This is a genomic window from Listeria sp. MAN/IMW/UF555 (assembly GCF_058684075.1).
The window spans coordinates 838,102-863,321 of sequence record NZ_JBZWZS010000001.1 but is presented as its reverse complement, the minus strand read 5'-3'; the positions used below and the strand labels follow the sequence as shown (position 1 = coordinate 863,321).

Here is a 25,220-nt window from a genome sequence, read left to right as displayed (position 1 = left end):
GGTTGTTTTGCAATATGTTTTAGTAAAATTGTAGTGCTTCTTTGATTGTGCTATAAGTAGTTAAACTAGATAGATTTTCTTGGTAGCGCATTAAAGTCATCGCAAATTTAGGTGAAATCCCTGTAATAATTAGTTCCACACCTGTTAGCTTCATAAAGCCATGGAACTTCACAAGATTCATTACAGCATCTTCATTAAAATCAGCAAGACCAGAAAGATCCATAATTAAGTAATCTTCTTTTCCATTATCCATATATTCGCTGACGTATTCGGACATGTGCTGAAACCGGTCGTGGGTCAAGGAACCAATTAGCGGCAGCACACAAATATTTTCCTTAATGGGAACAATTGGCGTTGATAGTTTTTCAATTTCCCATAAGGATTTTTCAAGTTCCAGTTGATAATTATGCTCGGTCGTCACATCTTTTTGAATGCCGACAAAATATAAATGGTCATTATCATCATAAATCGGTTCAATTGTCAGCTCATTCATAAATGAAGTGCCATTTTTTCGGTAATTTTTTAGTAAAACATTCGCAGTTGATTTTTCGTTAATGGCATGACGGATTTTCGCAACTTCCTCTTTGTCAGTATCATCTCCTTGCAAAAAGTGACAATTAGAGCCAATAGCTTCTTCTTTAGTATAGCCAGTAATATTTTCAAAGCCTGTGTTCACAAAAATAATCGGATTGTTTTTTTGCTCAGGATCTGTAATAATTACTCCTACACTAGACAAATTTAATGCTTTTAAAATAACATCGAATTTTGGATAAGCGCTCATCTGCGTGTTTCTCCCCCTTTGTAAATACATACCTATCATACCACGCAAAGGAATGAAAACCCAATGTCTAATTTGTGAAATAAATAGAAAGTAAGCAACTCACGCGAAATCTTAGTAACTCAGGTGTATAATAGAGTTAGAGGTGATTGGTTATGTATATAACATTTACAGATAGCGCCATAAATCGGCTAAATGCGCTTCGTTCAAATCTTTCCGGTCAGTTGCATTTATACTACGATACAGAAGGGTGTTCCTGTGAAAACAGTGGTATATTTACCCTTCGATTAGTAGCAGAGAAAACTCCTGAAGATGATATAATAGATTCAAATATCGGTCCTGTATTAATTAAGCGCTGGACGGAAATATTTCTAGAAGATGCGTTAACGATCGATTATAATGACACAGAAAAAACGCTGGTATTAAAAAGTGATGGACAGTATTATAACCGTAATTTGTTGCTTGTGACAGATAACGATAAAGTAATTAGTTGTCCAATTAGTTAAATAGCGAATTAGCCTAGAATAATTTTTATTCTAGGCTTTTTTATGAAAATTTCATGAGAATGTGGTGAAACTTTCGACATATAGTTACGCTGGCTTCTGATTTGTAGTAACATGGAATAGGAAGTTTATACATATGGAAGGAGTGTCATCATGGAACAACCATCAGTAGACGAACTAAAGCATTGGCGAAATGTTATGCTTCTTCACCGTTTTGCTCTAGAAGAAGTGAACACGAAACTTAAAATATTGAATGAAGAATTTCAATTTATTCACGACTATAATCCAATGGAACACTTGAAATCACGGGTCAAATCACTCGAAAGTATAGGGGCAAAACTGGAAAAGAAAAATGTGGATATTACACCAGAAAATGCACTTAAGTATGTACACGATATTGCGGGAATTCGTATTACCTGTTCTTTTGTATCCGATATTTTTCGTATTCATGAAATGCTTGCCGGCCAAAGTGATATAACGATTAAACGAGTAAAAGACTATGTGACAAACCCAAAACCGAATGGCTACCGGAGTTTACATTTATTATGTGAAGTGCCAGTTTTCTTAACAAATCGTTCGGAAAAAATGACGGTAGAAATTCAAATTCGAACGGTTGCAATGGATTTTTGGGCAAGTTTAGAACATAAAATTTATTATAAATATCAACAAGAAGCGCCAGAAGAATTAGTAAAAGAATTACAAGACGCCGCAAGAATCATTACCCATTTAGATGAAAAAATGAAAAATTTAAATGATCAAATTGATAAATATAAGAATGAAAAAGAAAAGTAACTTAATCTAACAGCTTTGTTTCTTTGTAAAGTGAGCAAATACAAAGGAGCAGGGCTGTTTTATATTTGCGAGATCGTTTATTTTGCTTCATAATAATATAGGAGAATAAACGAAAGGGGACGGTACATATTGGAGATATTTTTATATGTTTTAGCATTACTTGTAGCTATTTTTATTTCTAATTTGCTTAATCGGTTTGTTCCCTTTGTTTCGGTGCCGTTAATTCAAATCGGACTTGGTGTAATTATCGCTATTATGCCAATTACGTTTGATTTACAACTCAATCCAGAACTTTTTCTAGTAATGTTTATTGCACCCTTGCTATTTAATGATGGCAGACAGACGGATAAAGCGGCACTTTGGGGAATGCGGATGCCGATTTTAGTATTAGCGCTCGGGCTTGTGTTTGCGACGGTTGTTGTGATTGGTTATTTTGTCCACTGGATGATTCCAACCGTTCCACTTGCAGCAGCTTTTGCTCTTGCAGCGGCTCTTGCGCCAACTGATGCTGTAGCCGTTAGTTCACTTTCTGGGCGGATTAATTTGCCAAAACGGATAATGAATTTACTAGAAGGAGAAGCGCTTATTAATGATGCTTCAGGACTAGTTGCTTTCCAATTTGCGATTGCTGCGATGGTGACAGGCGTATTTAGTTTAATGGATGCGAGTATTAGCTTTTTTATTATCGCGATTGGTGGTATTTTAGTAGGGCTCGTTTTAAGTTGGTTAAAATTCCGATTGTTAAAATGGGTTCGTGGTCTTGGGATGGAAGATGTTACTTTTCACATGCTTATCCAAATTTTAACGCCATTTATTATTTATTTAGCGGCAGAGGAATTACACGTTTCAGGAATTTTAGCGGTGGTTGCAGCCGGGATTATGCATTCAATGGAACAAAAGAAAATGGATCCACAATTAGTTAAATTAAATGTTGTTTCGCAAAGTACTTGGTCGGTTATTATTTTTGTTTTAAATGGCTTAGTGTTTTTACTGCTTGGTACGCAACTTCCTGCGATTACCGAGGTAGTATGGAATGATTCCGGTAGTAGCAATTTACAAGTAATTGCTTATATACTTTCTATCACAGCAGCCTTGATTTTACTGCGCTTCTTATGGGTTTACATATCATGGAGCATTGGCGCAAAACAAAGGCAAAAACAGAATAAAAAGACACAGCTACCTAAGTTTAGACCAGTTGTGCTCACATCGCTTTCTGGTGTTCGCGGGGCAGTTACGCTTGCCAGTGCGCTCGCAATTCCATTTTTCTTAGACGATGGATCACTATTTCCGCAGCGCTCACTGATTATCTTTATAGCGTCAGGTGTTATTCTGTGTACGCTAGTTATTGCGACGTTTATCTTACCGTTACTAGCAAAAAGTGAAGAAGTGACAACGGAGGATGAACGAGCTGAAATTGCGACACGGATTCGGATACTTCGAAATGTCATCAGAGAATTGAAAGAACAGACTTTACCAGAAACGAAAGCCGCAACAGATGAAGTAATTGAAGACTACCGCAGACGGATTTATGATTTACAGCAAAATAATATTTCGAATCGAGGCATGGATGAAAGAGAACGGGCGAAACGATTAGAAATTATCCAGTGGGAACGTGAAAACACCCAAAAAATGACCGATGAAGGACGCATTGTTGCTACAGATAGCTATCGTTATCAACACTATCTTAATATGATGGAACAAGCGATTAAACAGCGCTTCCGAACAAAAATAAAAACAGCATGGATGTTCCTTTATCGTCTAATAATGCTTATCATTCACCCGAAAAAATGGGGTAGAATCACCCATAAAGTGAAAAAAGGTATTTCTAAAGATAGCGAACGATTCCAAGCAATTCGCCAACTACGAGAAGAAAATGAAATACTCATTATTTCTAAACTCAAAGAACAATTAACGAAAGAAAATGCTGATATTATTGGACCGTTAATTACGGAACACACTATTTTCTTAGAACGCGTGAGAAAAGAGCACAGTCCAAGAGGTAAACGCGCAAAATTCGAACAGAAAAAACGCGAAGTCCAAGTAGTTGCTTTCCAATTAGAACGTGATATTATTCAGAATATGTTTGAAAAAGGCGGGATCTCAAGGGAATTAGCCCGGGACTTACGCCAAAATCTCAACATGATTGAAACATACTTATATGATGACTTTTTAGAATAAGAAAAAGCCCTAAGAACAACACAATGTTCTTGGGGCTTTCTATTTAAGCTTGCATATTTCTTAAATGTTCAGCGAGATTTTCTATTTCTAAGTGGAAGTTCTTTCTGCCATTTCTATGAGTGATGGCGGCATTTCGGAGCTTAATTTTTTCTTCTTTCCCTGTCTCTAAATTAAGAATATTGATAGTGTAATAGGGAAGAAAAGAAATAGTCCGCCCGTGCAACCTAGTGTCACATTCCAGCATATATTGACTAAAAGGATATTTTTTATCCGAAAATCCTCTTTTATAAAAAAGCGCGCGATTATTAATCGAGACAGTACCATTAACATAAGTGGAGAAGATATTAATAGTTGAAATAATAAAAACGGCATATAAAAGCCAAAATTGCCAAACTCGCAGGACCTCATAAGTAATAAACAAGTAGAGACCAAGGCCCAAGATAGCTAAGGCAACGATGAAAGTAAAAAAAGTTTTGATATTCATATTATATTTGAAGAAAGGATAGTTTTTCATATTTGTGTACCACCTAGGATGTTTTAGTTAAGATTGATATTGCTTGAGTTGATCACGTAATTCTTCCATTTTCAGTTGCATTTGCTTATCTGCGCCTTTGTATCTACGCGCTACATTGTACACTTTAATTAGTTTCTCCGCGCGGGTATCTTTATTGATAATAACAATTCGGTAGTAAGGCATTGCTCTCGAACTAGGGCCCATAAAGCGAATTAATTTTGCATCACATTCGATAATGTACTTGCTATAAGGATATGCTTTTGATCTATAGCATAAATTTCCCATGCCATGGAAAGGATTAATGACAAAATAGAAAAACAACTAATCATAACCAAAAGTGTTACACTACCTGCATTGATATTAAATGTTGAAAAGTGATATTTTTTCATGAATGCTTGTCCGCCTATGTTGATTTTATAACCAAATCTTAGCATTAAAAACAAACGTTGTCTAACTTAGGAAAAATCAAAAAAAACTATTGTTCATGTGGAAGCTTTGTTGTATAATGTAGCTTGCTGTAAGTAAACTTTGTGTTTAATATTAGTAAACTTCTATGACTTGAGGTTTACTATAACTAAACTTGAAAGAAAGGACATTGACATGGATATTGGCAAACGCATAAAAAATCTTAGGCTCAGCAAGAATTTGACACAAGAAGAATTAGGCGAACGAACGGATTTGACGAAGGGATATATTTCTCAGCTAGAACGAGATTTGAGTTCTCCTTCTATCGAAACGTTATTTGCTATTTTGGAAGTGTTAGGTTCTACTCCGAAAGATTTCTTTGATGAAGAAGAACATAATCAAAAAGTAATTTACGGAGAACTAGAGCATACTTTCTTTGAAGATGAAGAAAAAGGTTACAGAATTAAGTGGCTTGTTCCAGAATCAAATGAAAAAGAAATGGAACCCGTTCTACTTGAAATAGAAGCAAACAGTTGTTTTAAAAGCTTTGAACCATCACTTTCAGAAACTTTTGCTTACGTGCTAAAAGGGGAAGTGACCGTGCTGCTTGGTCGAAATGAGTATGTGGCTAAAAAAGGAGAAGCAATTTATTTCCACGCCGCAGATGAACATCAAATTGTTAATCGATCAAATGAACAAGCGACACTCATCTTAGTTGCGACAGACTCATATTTATAAGGGAGGTAAATGATTGTGACAGAAACAATTATTCGTTTTGAAAATGTAACAAAACAATTTGATAATGATCCACCAGTGCTTGACAATGTCAGCTTTGAAATAGAAAAAGGGAAGTTTTATACTTTGCTTGGCCCATCTGGTTGCGGGAAAACAACCATTTTGCGCTTAATTGCCGGTTTTTTAGAAGCTTCAGAAGGACAAATCTACTTAGGGGATAAGGTAATTAACCAAATTCCAGCCAATAAACGTCCTGTAAATACCGTTTTCCAAGATTATGCGTTATTTCCACATTTAAACGTGTACGAAAATGTGGCTTTTGGACTGCGGATTAAAAAACTAAAAAAAGATGCAATCGATAAAAAAGTACAAGAAGCACTGCGCTTTGTTAACTTAAAAGGCTATGAAAAAAGAGAAATTAGCGAAATGTCTGGCGGACAAAGGCAACGTGTCGCAATCGCGCGGGCAATCGTCAATGAACCAGAAGTTATTTTGCTTGATGAACCACTGTCAGCGCTTGATTTAAAGCTACGTACCGAAATGCAATATGAGTTGCGCGATTTGCAAAAACGGCTTGGGATTACGTTTATTTTTGTGACACATGACCAAGAAGAAGCACTTGCAATGAGCGATGAAATTTTTGTATTAAATAAAGGCGAAATTCAACAAAGCGGTACGCCGATTGATATTTACGACGAGCCGATTAATAAGTTCGTTGCTGATTTTATTGGCGAATCCAACATTGTTAATGGCAAAATGATTCAAGATTTCGAAGTGGAATTTGTGGAAAGACGTTTTGAATGTGTCGACCAAGGTTTCCGTCCAAATGAAGTCGTTGAAGTAGTTATTCGTCCGGAAGATCTAGAGATTACTTCGGCTGAAAAAGGAAAACTTCAAGTAACCGTTGATTGGATGCTATTCCGCGGTGTTCATTATGAAGTTGGTTGTATTGATATTGATGGAAATGAATGGCTTGTTCACACAACGAGAAAAGTTCGTGTGGGTGATAAGATTGGCTTAGCGTTTGAACCAGAGGCAATTCATGTTATGCGTCTTGGGGAAACGGAGGAAGAATTCGATAAGCGGCTTGATAGCTACGATGAGGTGCAGTAATGAATAGACGCACCCGTACAGTTTATCTCGTTCCTTATGTTCTTTGGATTTTACTTTTTGTTGTCGCACCGATTTTATTAATTGTGTATTATTCTTTTTTTGATGTAGATGGCAATTTTACGGTAGATAATTATATTCACTTTTTCACTCCTGTATATTTAAAAATGACAGCTAGTTCGTTCTGGTACGCGTTTTTAATTACCGTTTTTACGTTGTTGATTTCTTATCCAACGGCGTATCTGCTAACGAAGCTAAAACATAAACAATTGTGGTTATTACTCATTATTTTACCGACTTGGATCAATTTACTGCTTAAAGCGTATGCCTTTATTGGGATTTTTGGGACATACGGGGCGGCGAATCAATTTTTAGAAATACTTGGAATTGGCTCGAAACAGATTTTATTTACGGATTTTAGTTTCTTATTTGTATCAACCTATATTTTTATTCCGTTTATGATTTTACCGATTTTTAATGCAATTGAGGAAATTAACCCAACGTTGATTCAAGCGTCACGGGATTTAGGCGCATCGAGTATGACGACATTTAGACGAGTGATTTTCCCACTTACTGCTGACGGTGTGAAATCAGGATGTCAGGCTGTTTTTATTCCAGCGCTATCACTCTTTATGATTACGCGATTAATTGCAGGAAACCGTGTGATTACGCTCGGAACAGCGATTGAAGAACATTTCCTTGTCACGCAAGACTGGGGAATGGGTTCGACGATTGGCGTATTTTTAATTATTGCGATGATTTTAATTATGTTCCTAACGGGTTCGAAAAAGAAAAGAGGTGCGCGTAAATGAAGAAAAGTAAATGGGGTACGATTTATTTAGTGCTTGTTTTTGTGATTTTATATGCGCCGATTTTCTATTTGATTTTTTATTCGTTTAATAAAGGCGGCACAATGCATAACTTTAGCGGATTTACGCTCGGTTATTACAAGGAAGTTTTCCAAGATACGCGCTTACTGATTATTGTTTTAAATACGTTTGTGATTGCGCTACTTTCTTCGGTGATTGCGACTATTATAGGGGTTTGCGGGGCGCTGGCGATTAAATTTATGCCAAAACCTTTTGCGAAAAACTCACTTTTAAGTTTGAATAATGTGTTGATTGTTAGCCCAGACGTTATTATTGGTGCTAGTTTCTTGATTTTCTTTACGATTTTAGGCGTAAAATTAGGTTTTATTTCTGTGCTAGTATCGCATATTGCCTTTAGTATTCCGATTGTCGTATTGATGATTTTGCCGAAGTTGCAAGAAATGAGTCCGACGTTAATGGATGCCGCGAGAGACTTAGGTGCAAGCCAGTGGCAAGTGCTTTCAAAAGTTATTTTGCCGTATATTATGCCGGGCGTTTTGGCTGGATTTTTCATGGCATTAACTTACTCGCTAGATGATTTTGCGGTAACATTCTTTGTAACTGGAAATGGCTTCTCGACATTGGCGGTAGAAATTTATTCTCGAGCAAGACAAGGAATTTCGCTTTCTATCAATGCTTTATCGACACTGATTTTCCTATTTACAATTATTCTCGTGATCGGTTATTACTTTATCAACCAACGTAATACAAGTAAAAATATTCGGACGGGGGCGACGAAAGAATGAAGCAACTGCTGAAAATTTTTGTACCAGTAATTGTTGTCGCGCTCCTAATGATGCTAATTGCAACAACGATGAACCGCTCTGAGGGCTACGCTGGGAGTAATACGCTGACAATTTATAACTGGGGCGATTACATTGATCCATCGCTCATTACTAAATTTGAAAAAGAAACTGGCATCAAAGTTATTTACCAAACATTTGATTCTAATGAAGCGATGATGACGAAAATCGAGCAAGGTGGAACGACCTTTGATATTGCGGTGCCAAGTGATTACGCGATTAGCAAAATGAAAGAAGAAAATTTGCTGATCCCACTTGATCATTCCAAACTACCAAATGAAAAATACCTTGATCCGCGTTTTATGGACTTGTCGTTTGATGACGATAATAAATATTCGATGCCGTATTTCTGGGGAACGCTTGGCATTATTTATAATAAAGAAATGTTCCCAGATAAAAATTTCGATACATGGAATGCATTATTTGATCCCGAATTGAAAAACCAAATATTGCTAATTGATGGGGCGCGTGAAGTGATGGGACTTGGGCTGAATAGTCTCGGTTACTCACTGAACGATACGAATAAAGCCCACCTACAAGCTGCCAGAGACAAGCTAGAAACGATGACGCCGAATGTCAAAGCGATTGTTGGCGATGAGATTAAACTTCTCATGGCGGACAATGAAGCTGGTGTCGCGGTTACTTTCTCCGGAGAAGCAGCAGAAATGCTCAGTGAAAATGAAGATTTAGAATACGTAATTCCAAAAGACGGCTCCAATTTATGGTTCGATAACATGGTCATTCCAAAAACGGCGAAAAATGTCGATGGCGCGCACAACTTTATTAACTTCATGTTAAAACCAGAAAATGCCGCAATTAACGCTGAATATGTTGGCTATGCAACGCCAAATGAAAAAGCTGTTAAATTGTTACCCAAAGAAATTTCGGGTGACGAACGTTTTTATCCGGATATGGACGAACTAAATAATTTAGAAGTATATGATAACCTCGGTAAACGAATGCTGTCGTATTATAATGAATTATTTTTGGAGTTTAAGATGTATCGGAAATAAAGCTTCATCTCAAACAAAAAGACTCTTGTATTCTAATACAAGAGTCTTTTTTACGGTTCCTTATTTTTGATTAAATGAGGCTTGGTTTCCGTAAGAAAACAAATTTCCAGTTAAAGTTAGGGAGAATGTTGTCCTATCAATCATGCCCACTATTTTATCGCTGTCATACAAATCTAGTAAGAATTGGGCCATTTCATCACTTGTATGATAGTTATTAAATTTTTTGTCATAGTCATATTCGCTTACATCATTTGCTTTTTGCCCAAATTCGGTTTTGGTGGCAGCTGGTGCTAATACTTTTGCTTGAAGTGGAGAACCGCTTTCTCGTAATTCCAAACTTAGTGCTTCAGTAAAGGAACTGACATAGAATTTACTAGCACAATAAGTTGTTGCAGTAGGAACCATCGTATAGCCACCTGCTGAAGAAACATTAATTAGTTGTGTACCTGATTGGTCATGATACTTTCTAACATACAAGACCGATAAAACTGTTAAAGCTTCAATGTTCAAATGAAGAAGCTGTAAAGTCTTAGTTAGGTTCTGGTTTTTAACTTCACTATAATATCCTAGACCAGCATTATTTACCCACGTTTCAATGAAATAAAGGTCCAATTCAGAAAATAATTTCTCTAACCGATTTATTTTTGTTAAATCAATCGCTTTGATTAGGACTTCAACTTCGGGTACTTCCTTCTCAATCTCGTTTTTCAACTTCACCAAATTAGCTTCTCTTCTGGCAATTAAGATGAGATTTTTTTTGCGTTTTGCAAACCCTTTAGCGGTAGCATAACCGATGCCGGAACTCGCACCTGTGATGACAACATATTTTTTCATGGCAATTCCTCCTAGCATTTAGTATGGATTAACTATAAATGCTGGAGTTAACACCATGTCAACTCTTCTTATACGAGCAAAAATTATTTAATATCTCGTTCACTCAACATTTCCTTATAAATATCTATTTTATTTAGTAGAAACTGAGTGTATAGCTCAATTTCTTTCCTTTTTTCAACTAAAACATCGTATTGCTTATATAACAAGGTCATTCGTTGCTCGATGGTTTGATCTCCCAGATACCGAAGTTTTGCATATTCCTTAATATCTTTAATTGGCATGCCTGTCTGCTTTAATTTTTTTATGAAATTAATCCAAGTAATATCCGAACTATCATAAATTCTACGGTTGATCTCATTTCTTTTTGGTAAAATTAGTTTTTCTTTTTCATAATATCGTAATGTATCAATTGATAAGCCGACTTCTTTTGAAAATGCACCAATTGTGTAATTCACGAGTAATCATCTCCTCTTTTAAATGAATATGGTGTTAACTCCAGCTTACTACATAAAAAGGAGCGGGGAAAGGATGAGTGAAACGAATACGATTTTTACTGAATAACGTTCTAGAGGAAAATTATCAACATATATTATATAATGTTCTAAACTGAATATTTCCTGTTTATGATGGACGGGAATAAAGCTACCAGTATCTTTCAGCAGGTTCACGCGAGAGTCACAACACGAACATTAAGCATATAACTTGTGAAATAGATCAGCTATCCGCTAAAATAATGTTACGCAATTTTTTTCGAAAAGGAGAAATGGTTATGACTAAGGAGAAAGTGTTATGGGGTTACGATGAAAAGACTGGGCCAGAAATGTGGGGGCATATCTGCTCTGACTTTGAAATCGCACATACTGGGAAAGCACAATCGCCAGTAAATATTGAACAAGCTGACGTTGTGAAATTAAAACCATCAACAATGAAATTTTACTATAAAGAAACAGACTATACGATTAGAAGAATTGAACAATCGGTGCATGTTTTTCCGCATGATAAAGAACAAGGGTTACGCTTTAACGGCGAATATTATCCACTTGTATCGTTCCATGCACATATTCCGGCAGAGCATTTGCTTGACGGTTATATATATCCGATTGAATGGCATTTTGTTCATGAAAAACCAGACGGCACAACGCTTGTAATGAGTGCTTGGATGGAAATTGATAATACAAATAATGTCGAATTCAAAGATTTACCAACCTATTTCCCAGAAGTGTTCGCTGATTTTGAAACAGAACGGGAAATTACTTTGGATGTAAATGAATTTATGCCAGAAGAACGTGTTTTCTATACATACCAAGGTTCACGGACGACACCACCAACCGTGGAAGGCGTGACTTGGATCGTGTTGAAAAATGCGAAGACGCTTGGCCAAGAAGATTTTACTGAATTTGAAAAAGCAATTGGTAATACAAGCCGACCAGTACAAGATTTAAATGGTCGTGAAATTACTTTTTACAATTAAAAAACTAGAAAGCCTCGCTCGAATCTTGTATAGTATAGACATAGATTCTGAGTGGAGGCTTCTTTTTATGTATGAAAAAGCGAGACAGATGATGATCGAAGCGCATAGTGGCCAAGTTCGCAAAATTACTGGCGAGCCTTATTTTTCGCATCCTTTAAATGTAGCGAGAATTTTACGCCGTGCTGGTTTTCGCGAAGAAGTTGTTGTCGCGGGGTTGTTACATGATGCTGTTGAAGATACGGAGATGACTGATGCCGATATTCGCGCAACATTTGGTGACGAAGTAGCAGATTTAGTAGCTTCTCATACAGAAAATAAAACATTATCTTGGGAAGAACGAAAAGCCCATACGATTGAACAAGTCCGCACTGGTAGCCTAGAAGAAAAAGCGTTAATCGTTGCAGATAAGCTAGATAATTTAACCTCTGTCAAATATGCCTTAAGCTCAGAAGGCAAGTCTGTCTGGGGCTATTTTAAACGTGGCTATGAACTGCAAAAATGGTATAACGAAGGGATTAAAAATAATATGGAATACGGGTTAAATCCATCCGACGTTCCTAGTTTCTTTGATGAATACGCGCGACTTGTGAAGTGGATTTTTAAGAAGTAAAATTTTGTATCAAAATATCTGTTAAATTAGGTATTTAGAATTAAAATGATAAGTTTTTAGAAAATAAGTTTCTTTTTCCAGAAAACTATTGTAAAATGAAAGCGTTATAAAACTTACGAGAAGGGAAGTTTTTTTGAATGGTTTATGGAGCAATTGAAGCAGGCGGAACTAAATTTGTTGTAGCAATTGGTGAAAAGTCAGGGAAAATTATTAAACGCGAGAGCTATCCGACAACGGAACCTGCAGAAACAATGAAAGCAGTCATTCAATTTTTTAAACAATATCAAGATGAATTAAAAGCAATTGGAATCGGCTCTTTTGGACCGATTGATATTCAAAAAAGTAGTGCTACATATGGTTACATTACCCAAACGCCAAAACTAGCGTGGCGTAATTATGATATTGTGGGCGCAATGAAAAAAGAATTTAATGTGCCAATTGGCTTTACTACCGACGTTAATGCAGCAGCTTTAGGAGAAGTAAGCCTAGGAGCAGCGGCAGGTTTAGACAGTTGTATTTATTTGACTATCGGCACTGGAATCGGTGGTGGTGCAGTTGTTTCTGGCAAAATTCTAGAAGGTTTCTCTCATCCAGAAATGGGACATATTATGGTGCGTCGTCATAAGCGCGACCGTTTCACGGGAAGTTGCCCAAGCCATAGCGATTGTTTAGAAGGTCTCGCAGCTGGTGGGGCAATCGAAAAACGCTGGGGTCAAAAAGCAGCAGAACTCGCAGATAATGAAGAAGTGTGGAATTTAGAGGCGCATTATATCGCTCAAGCTTTAATGAATTACACGCTTATCTTATCTCCAGAAAGAATTGTTTTAGGTGGAGGGGTCATGAAACAACGCCAACTTTTCCCACTTGTCCGTCAAAAATTAAAAGCACTCGTTAATAACTATGTTCAGCTACCAGATTTAGATGAATATATCGTTCCTCCAAAGTTAGAAGATGACGCTGGAATTACTGGCTGTGTCTTGCTCGCTGTGGATGCTGAAGAGTCCAATTAATGGCGAAAAACAGCTCTAGTTTATAGGGCTGTTTTTTGATATACTAAATTGTGATAAAACAAACAAGAACGCAGGAGGAAAAAGATGTCGATTACGAACTTATTAAATATTAAATATCCAATTATCCAAGGTGCGATGGCTCAAATTGCCAAAGCTCCACTTGTAGCCGCTGTGTCTAATGCAGGCGGTTTAGGAATTATCGCTTCTGGCGGGATGACTGCCGAGATGCTACGCGAAGAAATCCAAAAAACAAAAGCACTGACAGATAAACCATTTGGTGTTAATTTAATGCTAATGATGACCAATATTGCCGAATTAACCGAAGTAATTATAGAAGAAAAAGTGGGAATTGTTACAACTGGAGCGGGAACGCCGAAAACATTTATGCCAATTTGGAAAGAAGCTGGAATTATCGTGATTCCTGTTGTTCCATCTGTCATGATTGCTAAACGTATGGAAAAAATGGGCGCAGATGCAGTTATCGCAGAAGGAACAGAAGCGGGTGGACACGTTGGCGAAACAACAACAATGGCGCTCTTACCTCAAATCGTGGATGCTGTAACTATTCCAGTCATTGGCGCAGGTGGAATTGCCGACGGTCGCGGAATCGCCGCAGCCTTAGCCCTAGGTGCAAAAGGTGTCCAAATCGGCACACGCTTCCTAGCAACCGATGAATGCCCAGTACACCCCGATTTCAAAGCAGCCGTTATTAAAGCTTCCGACCGCGACACAATGGTTACTGGTCGAAAAGCAGGCGCGCCCGTTCGCTCAATTAAAAACAAAATGATCAAAGAATACATTCGTTTAGAAGAAGAAAACGCCGATCGCGACACGTTAGAAGAGTTAACTTTAGGCTCTTTACGAAAAGCAGTACAAGAAGGCGACACAGACAACGGCTCCGTCATGGCCGGTCAAATCGCTGGTTTAATTACAGAAATTAAACCTTGTAAAGATGTTATTGAAGAGATGATGACAGATGCTAAGAATGTGATTGCTGGATTAGAATTAAATTAATGCTTTAAACTGCTTTCTTTTGAAGCGTTTGAGTAAAATAGCTTCGATAGATTCCTTAATATTGGATTTTTAGTAAGTCACAAAAAGCCGTGCCAGTTCACTCAGTGCTGATACGGCTTTTTTAGTTAGTAGAAAAATTCATTTCTGTTTCATCAATACATTCTCTATGTTATACTAATGTAAAGTTATATTGTTGCAAATGCAATAAAAGGAGGTTGGCGATGAAAGATATATTAAGAGATATAGGTGTTATTGCACGTGCACTTGATTCAATAAGTAATATCGAATTTAAAGAATTAAATCTAGCAAAAGGACAATTTATTTATCTAGTTAGAATTTGCGAGAACCAAGGGATTATTCAAGAAAAACTAGTAGATATTTTAAAAATCGATCGAACCACTGCTTCGAGAGCTATTAAGAATTTGGAGAAAAACGGTTTGATTATAAAGAAACAGGATAAGAATAATAAAAAAAATAAACTATTATTCCCAACAGAGAAAGGACAGCAACTATATCCCTTAATTATCCGCGAGAATGAATACTCTAATGCAGTAGCTTTAAAAGGATTTACTGAGGCTGAAATTAATATGCTCATCGATGCGCTCAAGAAGGTCAAAGAAAATATTGCAGATGACTGGTTATATGTCAAAAAAGGCAATAAAAGAAGTTATTAATTTGGAGGAAATGTAATGATAAAATTATGTACAATAAGTGATTCCCAAGCACTCTTAGAAGTAAGTTATAAGACATTTGATGAAACATTTAGAGCGCAAAATAAACCGGAAAACATGGATGCATATTTAAAAACAAATTTTACGGCTAAAAAATTAAGCGATGAACTAAAAAACCCACATTCCTATTTTTATTTTGTTTTTCACCAAGAAGCTATTGCTGGTTATTTAAAACTAAATATAGGAGATGCTCAAACAGAAGAAATAGCTGGGAATACAATCGAAATAGAGCGTATTTATGTATTGAAGTCATTCCAAAAAAAGGGATTAGGTAAAGAGTTATTTAATCAAGCAATAGAGATAGCGAAAGAAGTTGATGCAGAAAAAATATGGTTAGGTGTTTGGGAAAAGAATAAGAACGCTATTCAATTTTATGCAAAGCTGGGTTTTATTAAAAATGGACAACATGATTTTTTCATGGGCGATGATTGTCAAACTGATATTATTATGATAAAAGATTTATAAAAAAAGTTGAGCGCATACTAAGCTCAACTTTTTTTATCAAAATTAAGCTGCCAAAACACCCCAAACCGGTCCGTCACCTGCGCATAAGTCGAACCCCAGAATGCCACTTGCAACTCCATCTCCACTTTACCCGTAGCGCTTAAAACTTCATAGGCGTACTTAATATCATCCTCTGTTTCAAAATTAATCAGGATTGTCACCCGATTACCAATTGTAAAACCATCATAAGGCGCATCGGTAATATAAATAAATTCTTCCCCGTTTTTTGCTAAACGACTATGCATCAATCGCTCACCAAAAACGGCATCACCATCAAAATTGTTCATTTCTTTAAAGCGCTGTACACTTGTAATTTCAGCTTGAAAAACATCTGCATAAAATGTTAATGCATCCTGACCTTCGCCGTTGAAAACTAGGTATGGAACTGCAAAAGACATCTCATCATCTCCTATACAATTAATTAGCTTAAGTATAAGCCTAAACCACTTTGAAGTCATGTTTGAGAGAAAAGGATATTTGTAAAGAAAAACGAAATACTTGCAATAAAACGTGATATATTATACAATTACAATAAGAAAGCAGATATATTTAAATAAATATTTTTTTGCAACAAAATAAAGTAAGTACTTGCTTTTAGTAGTAGGTGCGTAGGAGGTAGATGTATGCTTTGGGTAAAAGAGTCAGTCGAGCAACTTCTTAGCAAACTACACACAAATTTAGACACAGGGTTAACGAAAGAACAAGTGAAACAAAAACATGCAGAGTTTGGGACGAATGAATTTGAAGAAGGGAAGAAAGAATCACTGCTTCAAAAAATCGGTCATCATTTGATTGAGATTACGACGATTGTCTTGCTTTTTGCAGCAGCAATTTCTGCATATTTAGCAATTACAACCGGATATGGTTGGGCGAAGGTTGTTGTTATTTTAGGAATTGTCGTGTTGAATATGGTGCTTGGGATTTACCAGGAAAACAGCGCTGAGAAAGCACTTGCTGCGTTACAAAGTATGAATGCGCATTTAACGACGGTCGTTCGTGATGGTGTGCGGATGCAAGTGGACGCAACGGAATTAGTGCCAGGGGATATTATTGAAATCGTTGCAGGAGATATGATTCCAGCAGATGCGCGAATTATTTCTAGCAGCAGTTTACAAGTCGAGGAATCTGCGTTAACTGGCGAAAGTGTTCCGGTTGAAAAAGACGCAAATGCGGTTGTTTCAGAAAAAGCACCAATTGGCGATCGTCTGAATATGCTTTACTCAGGCTGTCTTGTAACAAATGGTCGTGCAACAGCGGTTGTCGTAGAAATTGGTATGGAAACAGAGATGGGGAAAATTGCTGGACTTTTAAACAGCACCTCAAAACTGATGACGCCTTTACAACTTCGCTTAAAAGAATTAGCTAAACGACTTAGTATTGTAGCACTTTTAGCAGGTATTTTAATTTTTATAATTGATGTATATGTGTACGGTGAAACGATTATTGAAACGTTGATGATCGCGATTTCTCTAGCTGTAGCAGCAGTTCCTGAGACGTTGCCAGTTATTGTGACATTAACACTTGCTTATGGGGTTCAAAATATGGTGCGGAAAAATACGATTATCCGCCGAATTCCAGCAGTAGAAACAATCGGAAATACGTCTGTTATTTGTTCTGATAAAACAGGAACATTAACGCAAAATAAAATGATCATCCAACAAATTTGGGCAGCAGACCATACACCGATAAAAGCAACAGCTGAATTTGATAATGCAGAACAAAAAGTATTAGAAATGTTGAGTCTTTCCAGTAACGCGACGATTGATGTAACGGACGGCGAAGAAACCATCATTGGTGACCCAACCGAAAGTGCGATTATCCGTTTACTGGAAGAAAAAGGTACGACCAAAAAAGCATTGGAAGCCAAATATCCACGTGTGTTTGAACTTCCTTTTGACTCAGATAGAAAGTTAATGACGACGATTCACCAAGTAGAAGACGGATTCCTTTCTATTACAAAAGGTGCTTTTGACCGCATCCCGGTAAATTTTTCAGCAGAGTTTTTAAAAGAAGCAGAGCAAGTGCATGACAGTTTTGCAGAAGAGGCATTACGGGTGTTAGTTGTGGCCTATAAAAAATATCCGGAAATGCCGACAGACTTGTCTAGTGAGGCGCTTGAGACCGACTTAACTTTTGCGGGAATGGTTGGGATGATTGACCCACCAAGACCAGAAAGTAAAGCGGCTGTGTTAGCGGCGAAAAAAGCGGGTATTAAGACTGTAATGATTACTGGTGACCATATTGTAACGGCATCAGCAATTGCAAAAGAAATTGGTATTTTAACGGATGGGGACAAAGCGATTACTGGAGCGGAACTGGCAGAAATGTCAGAAGCAGATCTGGAGAAAAATATTCGAGATTATGCAGTATACGCTCGGGTTAGCCCAGAAGACAAGATTCGGATTGTCAAAGCTTGGCAGAAAAATGGTGAGATTGTAACAATGACAGGTGATGGTGTAAATGATGCGCCAGCCCTCAAAGCAGCGGATGTTGGAGCAGCAATGGGAATCACCGGAACAGATGTATCTAAAAACGCTGCAGATATGGTTATAACAGACGATAATTTTGCAACGATTGTAGATGCAGTCAAAGAGGGGCGTACTGCCTATGAAAATATCCGCAAAACGATTTACTTTTTACTAAGTACAAACTTTTCTCAAATTTTCATTATGTTAATTGCGATTATTCTTGGCTGGGGCGCGCCGGTTGTAGCTGTTCAGTTGCTACTAATCAACGTTGTGTCTGACGGGATTCCAGGATTCTTCCTTAGTCGTGAAAAAGCAGATGATTCGATTATGGAGCGTAAGCCAATACCGAAAAACGCTGGAATTTTTGCGAATGGACTTGGGAAAAAAATGGCGACACAAGCGGTTGTTTTCACTATTGTAACGCTAGCTGGGTTTTATATCGGACAGTTTGTAACGATTAATAATTCGATTGGTGCAAGTTATGAAGTTGGAATGACAATGGCGTTCGTTATTCTAGCATGGTCATCTGTCGCGCACATTTTCAACGTAAGAAGCGATAAATCGATTTTCACCATCGGATTTTTATCAAACCGTGGCTTGTTCTTTAGTGCGATTTGTTCGATGCTGATTATTCTAGGGCTTGCGATTATTCCACCACTTGCTAACATGTTCTTCTTAGTTGAGATGAGCTTAACGCACTGGATTCTTGCATTTATCCTGTCGATGTTCCCACTTCTATTCGTTGAAATCCAAAAGCTAATTCAGCGTAAAAGAGCAAAAGCTTAAAGGAGGACAACTAAATGAATGAAACTCAAAAATTAGTAGCAGCATCTCTTGAACGTAACTTTGGAAAAGACATCGGGGCACGTTATGAAGGAAACGAAGAAGCGCAGTTACGTGCCGAAGAAGTTATTGAGGAAATTGCTATCGTTATTGCACCACTTGTAGAAAAATTAGGAATCGAAAGTAAAACAGTGAAAAAAACGATTCCATTTTTATACGAACTTCAAAAAAATCAATTTTGTGATATGAGTGCCTATCCGTATCCGCTTCTTTTGGTCAATGGAACGAGCGCGGATACAGAAAAATATTGGCGGGATTTACCGACATATTGGACAGATGAAGCTAATAAAATCGTGCTCCCATATGTATTAGAACATATTAAAAATAATAAAGTACGCCAAAAACTATTATCTTTCCATGCATGGTTGTTAGGTGAGGTAGCCGAAATGAACACAGAACTCGGAGCTCAGTTTCGGGTGAAATTAGTTTTTGAGTCAGATATGCGCATTCGTCTTAGAATTTATGAAGTCGAGCAAATTGCCATCGAAGTTCATTTTTTAGATAATCATGATACGGAACAACAACATTTGGGCTATGATGTGAGTTTGGACGCGGAGCTTGAGGTCAAAGCTAGACTATTGCTACGCCAAGGGATTTTAACAGAAAACCTAGGATTGGTAGCATTAAAAGCTTATATTCGCTCCGTTTTACCAATTGCACATAGTTTGAAAAAGCTAGAAAAATTAACGGATGAAGAGGCGAAAAAATTAACTAAGTGGTTAACGCACGAAGAACCAAAAATCATGGAAGATACAGATTTAACTAGTAAAGCACTCGATTTCTTACAAAAAGTAGCACAGCAATAAGAATAAAATGCTATTTGGAGGAAATTGATCCTAAATAGCATTTTATTTTTGCAAGTGAGATTGGTAGAATAGTAAAATGATACAATGATATTAGAAAAGAGGATGTAAAAATTGATTCGACAAGCCAAAAAATCAGACGCGCCAAAAATTGCGCCACTTTTACTCGTAATATGGAAAGATATGGAGTTACCAATTTTAGAAGTAGAAACGGAAGAAGCAATTACAAATGCATTAATTGAAGCGATTCAAACCGAGGATTACCGTTATAGCTACAGACATCTTCATGTATTTGAAAAAGATGGAGATATTGCCGGAGTTTTAGCTGGCTATCCTGGGAAAATTGAACCGGAAATCGACCATGCGTGGAACGAGATTGCGAAAAAACACGGAATTACTTACGATGCGCCGATTTTTGTGGATAAAGAAACATTTCCAGGTGAATGGTATTTAGATTCAATCGTAACAAATGAAAAATACCGCGGTCACGGCGTTGGAACAGCTTTACTTGCTAAATTAACAGAAATTGCTGCAAACGATGGCGAAAAAGTAGTCGGTTTAAATTGCGATAAAGGAAATCCACATGCGAAACGGTTGTATGAACGCTTAGGTTTTCATGTAACTGGGGAAATTAAACTGAGCGGCCACGACTATGAACATATGCAAAAATAAGAAATGAGGCAAACCAATGAAAAAAATTATTTTCACGCTGCTACTTAGTTTAGTTTTAGTTCTCGCAGGATGCGCCAATGTAACGAATACGGTGAAAGTCGACAAAAAAGGTGAGGCAATGATTTCCTTTGACATCGATATTTCATCTGTAGCAGGAATTTTCGCATCAAGTTATTCAAATCAAGTGGAAGCTAAACTAAAAGAAGCTGGCTTTACTGTAAATAAGAAATCAAATACAAGTTATCATATCGAAAAGAAATTAGCGAAGAACGAAACGACGAAAAGCGATATGAAGCCAGAAGATTTTGGCGTGAAAATTACTAATACGAAAAGTTTCTTCACACAAAAAATCAAAGTGGATGCAAATATTGACATCGAGAAAATCTGGAAAAAAGAAGTAGCAGATGTCCCGTTTCCTAAAGAAATATTAAGTCAAATCGACTATACTTTTATTTTAGATTTACCAGTGTCCTCAATTGGTGATAATAATGCTAAGAGCGTCGATGGTGGAAAGCTCACTTGGGACGTTCCACTTGATCAAAAATCCGAAATGTACTTTGAAGTCACTGTGCCAAACGTGAAAAATATTGCGATTGTTGGTGGAATTCTACTCGTAGCGATTATTGGTTTATTGATTTACCTTATTAGAAAACATCGTAAAAAGAAAAGATTACAATAAAAAAAGTGTGAATCAGTTAGCTAAGCTGATTCACACTTTTCTTTACGTCTTTTTCTAATTCTTCATAGCATGCTAGTTTTTTCTCAATTTTTTTAAATGCGCGGTCCAGTTCGGCTTGCCGGCGATACATATCTTGTTGATGTTTTTTAAGTACAGCAATTCGTTCTGATACTGTTTCGTCGCCACATTTAGTTAATTCAACAATTTCTTTCTGTTTCGCAAGTGGCATACCAGTGACACGTAAACAAGTAAGTAATTCAAGCCAGTGCAGGGCATCATTATCGAAAATCCGGTTATTATTTTTATCACGTGCTAGAAATGGAATTAACCCTTCCCGTTCATAGTAGCGAATCGTATGGGCGCTTAAACCCGTATGCTCAGAAGCTTCTTTAATTGTTTGTTGCACTAAAATCACCTCTTTTTTTCTTAATAATAGCACCTTAAAAATCGAAAAGCCAAATGTTTGCCTTTGAGTATACTCTAAGGTGTATAGTAAACGTGTTAATACTTTTAGGAGGCGGATAAATTGAACTTAAAAGATACAGTAAAACTTGCAAATGGTGTAGAAATGCCACGTTTAGGATTTGGCGTATGGAAAGTGCAAGACGGCGACGAAGCAGTAAATTCTGTTAAATGGGCAATCGAAGCTGGTTACATTAGCATTGATACAGCTGCTGCTTACAAAAATGAAGAAGGCGTTGGTCAAGCGATTAAAGAGTCTGGCGTTAAAAGAGAAGACTTATTCGTAACAACCAAACTTTGGAATGCAGAGCAAGGCTATGAATCTACTCTAGCTGCGTTTGATGAAAGCTTACGTAAACTAGAACTTGATTATATAGACCTTTATTTAATTCACTGGCCAGTCGAAGGAAAATTCAAAGATACTTGGCGCGCTTTTGAAAAATTATATAAAGATAAACGCGTTCGCGCAATTGGCGTATGTAACTTCCACGAACATCACCTAAAAGAATTAATGGAAGATGCGGAAATCGCTCCAATGGTTAACCAAATTGAATTACATCCGCAATTAACACAAGAACCATTACGTAAATTCTGTGCTGAAAACAACATTGTAGTAGAAGCTTGGTCTCCACTTGGTAACGGTAAACTCCTTGCTAACCCAGAAATTAAAGCAATTGCTGATGCACATGGTAAATCAGTTGCACAAGTTATTCTTCGCTGGGACTTACAAATTGGCGTAGTTACTATTCCAAAATCAGTTCACCAAGAACGTATTATCCAAAATGCCGATATTTTCGACTTCGAATTAAGTGATGAAGAAGTTGCAAAAATCAGCGGATTGAATAAAGATGAAAGAACTGGCCCAGACCCAGATAATTTCGATTTCTAAAAGAAAAACGAAGAAACTGCTAATTAAAATAAAATCCCTTCCGACTTTTCATAGCGGGAGGGATTTTTGTTATGTTTTTATGCTACAATAAACTAAAAAAAGAGGTTACTATGGAGCGAAAAACGATTATTCAAAAGCGGTTCATAAACCAAAGATTAGCTGAGACTACATGGCTTCTGTCCCCGGAAGAAGTAGTGTTTCATTTTGGCGCGATGCAGTCTCAAAATTATGGTCAATCACTTTGGGCAGTTGGAAGTAGATTAATTACTCCAAATGAGCAAACTGTAAAACAAGCAATTGATGAAGGTGAAATTATCCGAACGTGGCTTTTGCGAGGAACAATTCATCTTTTTTCGGCGCGAGATTATCACTGGTTGATGGATTTAATTGCCCCGAGGATAGATAAAATTTGTAAGCCATATCGAACTAAATTAGGTTTAACAGAAGATATTCTAAGTAAATCTACGGAGGTTGTAAAAACACTTGTAGAAGAGCATGCGATAACGCGAAAAGACTTAGCTCTAAACTTAGCGAAACATGATTTACCTAGCAGCGGCATCCCGTTTGCGCAGTTATTGGTCTACTTAAGCTCGCGGAAAATTATTTGCTCTGGCGCGGATGAAACTTTTCGAAATACAAGTCATATCCTTACGCCTGAGTACATTTATACCCGAGAAGAAGCGTTGAAAGAATTGGCAAAGCGCTACATACAAAGCCACGCGCCAGCTACTTTAAAAGACTTTTGCTTTTGGTCTGGATTAACCGTTACCGATGCAAAAATAGCTTTAGAGGATTTCACTAAAGAAGGCGACTTTTATTTATCCAGTACAATTGAAAAAAGCAGTCTAGTACACACGGTTCCGCTTGCAGGTTTTGATGAGTGGATTATCGGATACATTGACCGCTCCATCGTTTTACCTGAAGAGTGGCATGAAGCAATTATAACGAAGAATGGGATTTTTAGACCAGCGATTATTTCAGCCGGCCAAGTCGTGGATAAATGGGAAAAGCCTAAGAAAAAAGCAGAACTAACCGGGGATTACTGGAACCGTTACATCCAGTTTCGGAATATGCTATAGTCAAGTAAGTGCAGAAAATTTAATTTGAGGTGATTAAGGCAATGAAAGCTTTTGATAAATTTTATAAAAAAACTTTAGAAGAACGTCGTGCGGTTTTAGCCGAATATGCTGATTTAAATGAAGAAGAACAAGCCTTTTTAGCTTCCACAGGGGCTCTTTCTCTGGATAAAGCGAACCACATGATTGAAAATACGGTTGGCATATACTCGCTTCCACTCGGGCTAGGAATGAATATGCTATTAAATGAAAAAAATTATATTGTCCCAATGGCAATGGAGGAGCCTTCTGTCGTTGCTGCTCAAAGCTCAGGAGCAAAATTAATCGCGCAAAACGGTGGTATGAAAGGCACTGCGACTGACCGGAAAATGATCGGTCAAATTGAATTAATTAACGTGCCAGATGTCCAATCTGCGGAAGAAAAAGTTGTGGCTAATCGAGAAAAACTCATTGCAGTTGCTAATGACGCCCATCCATCTTTACAAAAAAGAGGCGGCGGGGCTGTGGATTTACAGGTACGTACCGCCAAAACTGCGAGCGAAGAAACTTTATTTATTGTTCATTTACTTGTTGATACCCAAGAAGCAATGGGAGCCAATATGGTAAATACAATGGTAGAAACGTTAGCGCCCGAATTAGAACTTTTAACGGGTGGAACGGCAAATATGCGAATTTTATCCAATTTAGTAGATGAAGCAACCGCAACCGTGACTTGTCGACTTTCCCCTCTAAGTTTAGCGACGAAAACGCAAAGTGGCGAGTGGGTACGTGACCGAATTATTGCCGCTTATGAATTTGCAGATGCTGATATTTACCGAGCAGCCACGCACAATAAAGGAATTATGAATGGTATCGATGCGGTTATTATGGCTTTTGGAAATGATTGGCGTGCAGTAGAAGCCGCAAGTCATGCCTATGCTGCCCATACAGGAAGTTATAAGCCCATGTCTAAGTGGTCCAAAGATCAAGACGGATATTTGGTTGGGGAATTAACTTTACCAATGCCAGTCGCCTTTGTAGGAGGTTCTATCGGGATTCATCCGATCGCCAGCCTTTCGAAAAAAATTGCACGAGTAGAATCGGCGAAAGAACTAGCTATGTTAGTATGCGCAGTTGGTTTAACGCAAAATTTAGCTGCTTTAAAGGCACTCGTTACGGAAGGCATCCAGCGTGGACATATGTCATTACAAGCAAAATCGCTGGCAATGACAGCGGGAGCAGAAGCAAATGAAATCGAAAAAGTCGCCAAGTTTTTACAAGAAAGCAAACAAATGAATGTCATGGCTGCAAAAGCGTATATCACTACTTTACGATCTGAAAAATAAAAGTCTATGTAAACGACCTTTACAAAAACTTAACAATACATTCGGAACGCGTTAAAGCCTTTATTTTCAACGTTTCACATTCTTTTTAATAGAACTTCCTTTACAAAATGAAAAAAATCTATTTACCTC

Annotated in this window: 27 protein-coding genes and 1 pseudogene; 21 read left to right on the top strand and 7 right to left on the bottom strand. The window is 37.4% G+C overall.

What is annotated here, in order from left to right:
* Positions 1 to 19: 19 nt before the first annotated feature.
* Positions 20 to 781, bottom strand: a complete 762-nt coding sequence (gene ytvA, locus AC4PG8_RS04315) for a YtvA family blue-light photoreceptor (RefSeq protein WP_033838010.1) — start codon at positions 779 to 781, stop codon at positions 20 to 22.
* 152 nt (positions 782 to 933) lie between these two features.
* Here ytvA and AC4PG8_RS04310 point away from each other — a divergent pair, with 152 nt between their 5' ends.
* The 3 genes from AC4PG8_RS04310 (at position 934) to AC4PG8_RS04300 (ending at position 4,251) form a co-directional block, all read left to right on the top strand.
* Complete coding sequence (locus AC4PG8_RS04310) at positions 934 to 1,284, top strand: iron-sulfur cluster biosynthesis family protein (protein WP_003761136.1); 351 nt, start codon at positions 934 to 936, stop codon at positions 1,282 to 1,284.
* Between the two features lie 150 nt (positions 1,285 to 1,434).
* Positions 1,435 to 2,073 (top strand): GTP pyrophosphokinase, encoded by a 639-nt coding sequence (locus AC4PG8_RS04305; protein WP_003761137.1) that lies wholly within the window; start codon positions 1,435 to 1,437, stop codon positions 2,071 to 2,073.
* A gap of 129 nt (positions 2,074 to 2,202) precedes the next feature.
* Entirely contained in the window at positions 2,203 to 4,251 is a 2,049-nt protein-coding gene (locus AC4PG8_RS04300; protein ID WP_160464080.1) for a Na+/H+ antiporter, read from the top strand.
* A 43-nt stretch (positions 4,252 to 4,294) separates the two neighbouring features.
* Here the strand turns inward: AC4PG8_RS04300 and AC4PG8_RS04295 are convergent, their stop codons facing one another.
* The gene (locus tag AC4PG8_RS04295; RefSeq protein ID WP_194323302.1) at positions 4,295 to 4,765 is read right to left on the bottom strand and encodes an isoleucine--tRNA ligase; all 471 of its coding nucleotides are present in this window, start codon (positions 4,763 to 4,765) and stop codon (positions 4,295 to 4,297) included.
* A gap of 27 nt (positions 4,766 to 4,792) precedes the next feature.
* Positions 4,793 to 5,154: pseudogene (locus tag AC4PG8_RS04290) on the bottom strand (hypothetical protein).
* A 211-nt stretch (positions 5,155 to 5,365) separates the two neighbouring features.
* Here AC4PG8_RS04290 and AC4PG8_RS04285 point away from each other — a divergent pair.
* The 5 genes from AC4PG8_RS04285 to AC4PG8_RS04265 are packed head-to-tail and all read left to right on the top strand — an operon-like array spanning position 5,366 to position 9,700.
* Positions 5,366 to 5,908: a helix-turn-helix domain-containing protein gene (locus tag AC4PG8_RS04285; RefSeq protein WP_160464077.1), complete on the top strand. Its 543-nt coding sequence runs from the start codon at positions 5,366 to 5,368 to the stop codon at positions 5,906 to 5,908.
* 15 nt (positions 5,909 to 5,923) lie between these two features.
* Positions 5,924 to 7,018, top strand: a complete 1,095-nt coding sequence (locus tag AC4PG8_RS04280) for an ABC transporter ATP-binding protein (RefSeq protein WP_003765964.1) — start codon at positions 5,924 to 5,926, stop codon at positions 7,016 to 7,018.
* Complete coding sequence (locus AC4PG8_RS04275) at positions 7,018 to 7,827, top strand: ABC transporter permease (protein WP_003765965.1); 810 nt, start codon at positions 7,018 to 7,020, stop codon at positions 7,825 to 7,827. The genes AC4PG8_RS04280 and AC4PG8_RS04275 overlap by 1 nt, the downstream gene beginning before the upstream one ends.
* A complete protein-coding gene (locus tag AC4PG8_RS04270; protein WP_003721373.1) occupies positions 7,824 to 8,630 on the top strand; it encodes an ABC transporter permease in 807 nt (268 codons plus the stop codon). The genes AC4PG8_RS04275 and AC4PG8_RS04270 overlap by 4 nt, the downstream gene beginning before the upstream one ends.
* Positions 8,627 to 9,700 (top strand): ABC transporter substrate-binding protein, encoded by a 1,074-nt coding sequence (locus AC4PG8_RS04265; protein WP_492170061.1) that lies wholly within the window; start codon positions 8,627 to 8,629, stop codon positions 9,698 to 9,700. Before AC4PG8_RS04270 ends, AC4PG8_RS04265 begins: the two co-directional genes overlap by 4 nt.
* A 60-nt stretch (positions 9,701 to 9,760) precedes the next feature.
* Here AC4PG8_RS04265 and AC4PG8_RS04260 read toward each other — a convergent pair whose 3' ends face one another.
* Together AC4PG8_RS04260 and AC4PG8_RS04255 are read right to left on the bottom strand one after the other, a co-directional pair.
* Entirely contained in the window at positions 9,761 to 10,534 is a 774-nt protein-coding gene (locus AC4PG8_RS04260) for an SDR family NAD(P)-dependent oxidoreductase (RefSeq protein ID WP_492170060.1), read from the bottom strand.
* Between the two features lie 83 nt (positions 10,535 to 10,617).
* A complete protein-coding gene (locus AC4PG8_RS04255) occupies positions 10,618 to 10,989 on the bottom strand; it encodes a MerR family transcriptional regulator (protein WP_185512785.1) in 372 nt (123 codons plus the stop codon).
* Positions 10,990 to 11,303: 314 nt separating this feature from the next.
* Between AC4PG8_RS04255 and AC4PG8_RS04250 the strand changes: the two genes are divergently transcribed.
* The 6 genes from AC4PG8_RS04250 (at position 11,304) to AC4PG8_RS04225 (ending at position 15,835) form a co-directional block, all read left to right on the top strand.
* Positions 11,304 to 12,005: a carbonic anhydrase gene (locus AC4PG8_RS04250; RefSeq protein ID WP_011701643.1), complete on the top strand. Its 702-nt coding sequence runs from the start codon at positions 11,304 to 11,306 to the stop codon at positions 12,003 to 12,005.
* A gap of 67 nt (positions 12,006 to 12,072) precedes the next feature.
* The gene (locus AC4PG8_RS04245; protein WP_010990620.1) at positions 12,073 to 12,615 is read left to right on the top strand and encodes an HD domain-containing protein; all 543 of its coding nucleotides are present in this window, start codon (positions 12,073 to 12,075) and stop codon (positions 12,613 to 12,615) included.
* 137 nt (positions 12,616 to 12,752) lie between these two features.
* Positions 12,753 to 13,625, top strand: coding sequence for an ROK family protein (locus AC4PG8_RS04240; protein ID WP_003761157.1), 873 nt, complete (start codon positions 12,753 to 12,755; stop codon positions 13,623 to 13,625).
* Positions 13,626 to 13,709: 84 nt separating this feature from the next.
* Positions 13,710 to 14,639, top strand: a complete 930-nt coding sequence (locus AC4PG8_RS04235; RefSeq protein WP_003765990.1) for a nitronate monooxygenase — start codon at positions 13,710 to 13,712, stop codon at positions 14,637 to 14,639.
* Positions 14,640 to 14,860: 221 nt separating this feature from the next.
* A complete protein-coding gene (locus AC4PG8_RS04230; protein WP_033533251.1) occupies positions 14,861 to 15,313 on the top strand; it encodes a MarR family winged helix-turn-helix transcriptional regulator in 453 nt (150 codons plus the stop codon).
* 15 nt (positions 15,314 to 15,328) lie between these two features.
* The gene (locus AC4PG8_RS04225; protein WP_003761162.1) at positions 15,329 to 15,835 is read left to right on the top strand and encodes a GNAT family N-acetyltransferase; all 507 of its coding nucleotides are present in this window, start codon (positions 15,329 to 15,331) and stop codon (positions 15,833 to 15,835) included.
* Between the two features lie 23 nt (positions 15,836 to 15,858).
* On the opposite strand, the gene AC4PG8_RS04220 is transcribed toward AC4PG8_RS04225, so the two are convergent.
* Positions 15,859 to 16,272 carry a VOC family protein gene (locus AC4PG8_RS04220; RefSeq protein WP_003771016.1) on the bottom strand — a complete coding sequence of 138 codons (414 nt, stop codon included), beginning with the start codon at positions 16,270 to 16,272 and terminating at the stop codon, positions 15,859 to 15,861.
* 225 nt (positions 16,273 to 16,497) lie between these two features.
* Between AC4PG8_RS04220 and AC4PG8_RS04215 the strand changes: the two genes are divergently transcribed.
* The 4 genes from AC4PG8_RS04215 to AC4PG8_RS04200 all read left to right on the top strand — a co-directional run bounded on the left by AC4PG8_RS04215 (position 16,498) and on the right by AC4PG8_RS04200 (position 21,339).
* Positions 16,498 to 19,128 carry a cation-translocating P-type ATPase gene (locus AC4PG8_RS04215; protein WP_185543260.1) on the top strand — a complete coding sequence of 877 codons (2,631 nt, stop codon included), beginning with the start codon at positions 16,498 to 16,500 and terminating at the stop codon, positions 19,126 to 19,128.
* A 14-nt stretch (positions 19,129 to 19,142) separates the two neighbouring features.
* Complete coding sequence (locus tag AC4PG8_RS04210; protein ID WP_003761169.1) at positions 19,143 to 19,991, top strand: hypothetical protein; 849 nt, start codon at positions 19,143 to 19,145, stop codon at positions 19,989 to 19,991.
* Positions 19,992 to 20,102: 111 nt separating this feature from the next.
* A complete protein-coding gene (locus AC4PG8_RS04205) occupies positions 20,103 to 20,660 on the top strand; it encodes a GNAT family N-acetyltransferase (RefSeq protein WP_003766021.1) in 558 nt (185 codons plus the stop codon).
* A 16-nt stretch (positions 20,661 to 20,676) separates the two neighbouring features.
* Entirely contained in the window at positions 20,677 to 21,339 is a 663-nt protein-coding gene (locus AC4PG8_RS04200) for an EGFR-like transmembrane domain-containing protein (RefSeq protein ID WP_185561153.1), read from the top strand.
* Between the two features lie 16 nt (positions 21,340 to 21,355).
* Here the strand turns inward: AC4PG8_RS04200 and AC4PG8_RS04195 are convergent, their stop codons facing one another.
* Complete coding sequence (locus AC4PG8_RS04195; RefSeq protein WP_160464071.1) at positions 21,356 to 21,745, bottom strand: MerR family transcriptional regulator; 390 nt, start codon at positions 21,743 to 21,745, stop codon at positions 21,356 to 21,358.
* A 120-nt stretch (positions 21,746 to 21,865) separates the two neighbouring features.
* Here AC4PG8_RS04195 and AC4PG8_RS04190 point away from each other — a divergent pair, with 120 nt between their 5' ends.
* The 3 genes from AC4PG8_RS04190 (at position 21,866) to AC4PG8_RS04180 (ending at position 25,091) form a co-directional block, all read left to right on the top strand.
* Positions 21,866 to 22,690, top strand: coding sequence for an aldo/keto reductase (locus tag AC4PG8_RS04190; protein ID WP_185510417.1), 825 nt, complete (start codon positions 21,866 to 21,868; stop codon positions 22,688 to 22,690).
* A 110-nt stretch (positions 22,691 to 22,800) separates the two neighbouring features.
* The gene (locus tag AC4PG8_RS04185) at positions 22,801 to 23,769 is read left to right on the top strand and encodes a winged helix DNA-binding domain-containing protein (protein ID WP_185512782.1); all 969 of its coding nucleotides are present in this window, start codon (positions 22,801 to 22,803) and stop codon (positions 23,767 to 23,769) included.
* 41 nt (positions 23,770 to 23,810) lie between these two features.
* Complete coding sequence (locus AC4PG8_RS04180) at positions 23,811 to 25,091, top strand: hydroxymethylglutaryl-CoA reductase, degradative (RefSeq protein ID WP_185512781.1); 1,281 nt, start codon at positions 23,811 to 23,813, stop codon at positions 25,089 to 25,091.
* The last annotated feature ends 129 nt before the right edge of the window (positions 25,092 to 25,220 follow it).